Here is a 3,523-nt window from a genome sequence, read left to right on the forward strand (position 1 = left end):
GCCGGATCGGCTCGACTATCAAGATGGACACCGGCGGATAGCGGATTGACCTGGCCGCCAACGCCGATGCTGCGGGCAGCAAGGCCTGCCGGGATATCAGCAACTGGCGGTTGGTTGTTGTGGGCGCAGTGTCCCGCACCGCACCCGGGCATGTTCTCGACCAACTGATCACCGGCCCGCCGCCACGCCCTCACCGGCAGCTGCATCAACCAACCGGTGTCCTCGGACCCTGCGTTTTGTATTTCTCCGGCTGGTTTTCGGTTCGTTCCCCTCGGTCGCGTCGGCAGGGCTTCGCCTACAGTGCCGGTGGCCGGGGGTCAAGTTCGCGCTGTGCGAAACCGCAGCTCACACGCATGACCGCAAGTGCGCGGACTTTACCCCCGGACACCGGTGCTGTACCCCCCGGGCTGACGACGCGACCGAGGGGAACGGACCGCACCACCCCCACAAACCGCAGCCGCTGAGACTCACCCAGCCACCCTAGGGAACCGCGCTAGTTTCCCTGAGGTTGCCGAGGCCCGCCGGAGGCCCGGCCCTTCATCACAGCTCTTGACCTTGACCTTGACTGTGGCTCTTGATCTTGCTTGTGGCTCTTGCTCTTGATCTGGCCTGTGCCGTTGATCTTGCCCTTGCTCTGACTTGCTGGAGTTGAAGAGGCCTGAGGTGCGGCGGGGTTGTGAACGCGAAAACCGGCAGCCGACAAGCACACCCACCACCCCGAACCCCGAACCGGCACAACCATGACCGAAGGCCGTAAAAAGCTTTACAACTACAACCAAACCGCAACCCGGCCCGCAAACTCCAGCCCCCCAAAAAGACCCGAACCCCAATCAACACAGCCCCTAATCAATCAGAACACTGATGCCATCAAGCGCAGTCACCTCGGCGCCGTCAAGCGCCAGGTCCGCGGCGGCCAGATTCTCTTCCAGATGCGCCGGATTCTTGGTTCCGGGAATGGCCAGGATCGCGGGGGAGTGCGCGAGCAGCCAGGCGATGGTGACTTGCGCGCGCGAGGCGCCGTGGCGATCGGCGACGGCCTGCAACGCGGCGCGCTGAGCGGCGTGTGGCAACTCCATGCCGGCCGCGAGTGGGAAGTAGGGCACGAACGCGATGCCCCGTTGCTCACACTCGCCGAGCACATCCGCGCTGCTGCGGTCGAACAGGAAGAAGCGGTTCTGTACGGCCACGACCGGGGCTATCGCTTCCGCCGCCTTGAGCTGCGCGACGGTGCAGCCGGACAACCCGAGGTGGCTGATCAGGCCCGCCGCGCGGAGATCGGCCAGGGCGGCGTAGGAGTCGGCGAACGGCGTCGGGCCGGGCGGCAGCAGGCCGTCGCCGCCGACGCGGAGGTAGACGAGCGGGAGCTGATCGACGCCGAGTGTCGCAAGGTTCTGTTGGACCTGCGCGGTCAGCTGGTCCGGCGATGCGGCAGCCAGGAAGGCGCCGTCGGGCGCGCGGTCCACACCGACCTTGGTGGCGATGGTGAGCCCGGCCGGATACGGCGACAGTGCCTCGCGCAGCAGAGCGTTGGCGACATCGGGGCCGTACGCGGCGCTCGTGTCGAAGTGCGTGACGCCGGCGTCCGCGGCGCGTCGAACGATGGCCAGCGCGTAGGGGCGGTCGGCGGGCGGGCCCCAGACGCCGGGGCCGGGGAGCTGCATGGCACCGTAGCCGAGGCGGGTGAGGGTCAGGCCGGGGGTGTTGGTCGGGGTGAGGGTTTGCATGGTGGCTCCTTTCAGTGCTCGATTCAGTGCTCGATTCAGTGCTCGATCAGCTGGTCTCGCCGCTCCCCGCGCCGCCGGAACTTCCAGCGCTCCCGGAACCCCCAGCGCTTGTCTCAGCCTCGCTGAGCAGCCGCTCCTTCAAGCGGGCCTGCACGGAATCGACGGTCACGCCGCCATCCGGGTGCGCCTGCACCTTCCCGCGCCGGGCGAGGTCGTGCACCCCCTGCCGGGTGATCCCGAGCATCGCCGCGGCGACCGTGAACGACACCACCTCGGCGGTCGGGTGCCCGGCCCGGAGCAGGACGGCCCGGCCGAAGGGCGTGGTCCACCAGGCCGAGGGCGGATCGAAGGGCTCGTCCGAGGGAAACAGGGTACTGATCAGGCGGATGGCGGTCATCCGGGCGGTGTCGTCGTCCGGGCCCAGCAGTTCCTCGGTCCAGACCAGCACGGCCTCGAAGGCGCGCCGCCGTAGGCCCTGGTCGAGCCCGAACAGGACGTCGACCGGCCCCAGGACGCGGGCCTCGACCAGACGGCTCAGATCTCGCGCCAGCTCTTCGTGGGCGGCGCGCCAGGTTTTCGGCATGTGGGGCTCCCCGGTTGGGTCAGAGCAGATACACGGCTACTTGACGAGCAGCGTCTAGTACTTGCTCTGATATGTCAAGCGCCCCCACCTCATCTGGACACCTGATCTGACCACCTCATCTGGACGCGCCCCATCTGGACATCTCATCCGAGATCGTGTGCCTGACTTGGGATCCCAGGCTCTTCGGCCCGTCCGCGTCCAGCGGCAGCCCGCTCACCTGCCCGAGCGCCGAGTCGACGCCACGCTCTGCCGCGCGATGGACGCTGCCGACGCCTCGCAGCGAGTTCATCGTGCCTCGCGCCTCACGAAGAGCCCGCAGGGCGTTGAGCCCACGCGCTGACCCGATCACGTCCCGCGCCGCCTTCAACTCGCCGAGTTCAGCCGCCAACTGCCCCAACACCGCAGCCAACTCCGCCGATATCCGCTCGGCGCGGGCCGCGAACACCGCGAGCGTCGCCGACTCGGCCAGCGCACCCCCGATCGTGGCCAGCCCGAAGGTGAGCACATCGGCCACCGCGGTCGCCGCCAGCTCGGCCGCCGCCCACGCCGCAGCGTCGGTGACTATGCCGGTCACAGCGTCCTGCGCCGCACCCGCAGCGACCCCGGCTCGGCCGAGGACCTGCGCGGTCGCCGCCATCCCGGCCGCGATCCGGTCCAGCGAGGCGAGAAACTCGCCCATCGTCACGCCGAACGCCGCCGACGCCTCCCCGCCCCAGCTCCCACGGACCGGAACCCCGCCGCGCCGCACCCGCCCGGATATCCGACGCACAGCCACCGCCTGCTCCAGCCATGCCACCGCCGCAGCGTGCAGGGCCTCGCCATCCCCGGTCACCCGCTCCAGCACGGCAATCAGCCCCACCTCCCGCAACGCCCATTCGACGCCGGACGCCAGCACGCCCTCCAACCCGCCAGCAGCAGCCCGATGCACCGGAGCCAGCCCCACCTCAAAACCCTGCGGCTCTTCGCTCACCCACGCATAGCCGACTCCCAGCGGCACCCCCGGCACCGCCTCGGTTCCCCAAGCGCGCCCGACTTCAGCCGCCAAGCTGGTCACCCCGGGCGACTCCTCGGCTGCCCAAGGCTGCCCGACTCCACTCGCGGTCCCAGCTGTGCCCGGCACCCCCGCCGGCTGCTCGGCTGCCCAGGTTTGCCCGACTCCGCTCCCGGTCCCAGCCGCGCCTGGCATCCCCGTCACCCACTCCGCCGCCCCCAATCC

General features: G+C 69.5%; 4 protein-coding genes. All 4 read right to left on the reverse strand.

Features of this window, described 5'->3' with window-relative positions; genetic code table 11:
- The coding region (locus KGQ19_RS48015) for a hypothetical protein (RefSeq protein ID WP_212022243.1) at positions 1 to 206 on the reverse strand (206 nt) is incomplete at its 3' end.
- Between the two features lie 636 nt (positions 207 to 842).
- Positions 843 to 1,724 carry an aldo/keto reductase gene (locus tag KGQ19_RS48020; RefSeq protein ID WP_212022245.1) on the reverse strand — a complete coding sequence of 294 codons (882 nt, stop codon included), beginning with the start codon at positions 1,722 to 1,724 and terminating at the stop codon, positions 843 to 845.
- Positions 1,725 to 1,770: 46 nt separating this feature from the next.
- Complete coding sequence (locus KGQ19_RS48025) at positions 1,771 to 2,307, reverse strand: hypothetical protein (protein WP_212022247.1); 537 nt, start codon at positions 2,305 to 2,307, stop codon at positions 1,771 to 1,773.
- Positions 2,308 to 2,422: 115 nt separating this feature from the next.
- Positions 2,423 to 3,361 (reverse strand): WXG100 family type VII secretion target, encoded by a 939-nt coding sequence (locus KGQ19_RS48030; RefSeq protein WP_212022249.1) that lies wholly within the window; start codon positions 3,359 to 3,361, stop codon positions 2,423 to 2,425.
- Between the last annotated feature and the right edge of the window lie 162 nt (positions 3,362 to 3,523).

The sequence above is a fragment of the Catenulispora pinistramenti genome (assembly GCF_018274385.1).
Taxonomy (GTDB): Bacteria; Actinomycetota; Actinomycetes; order Streptomycetales; family Catenulisporaceae; genus Catenulispora; species Catenulispora pinistramenti.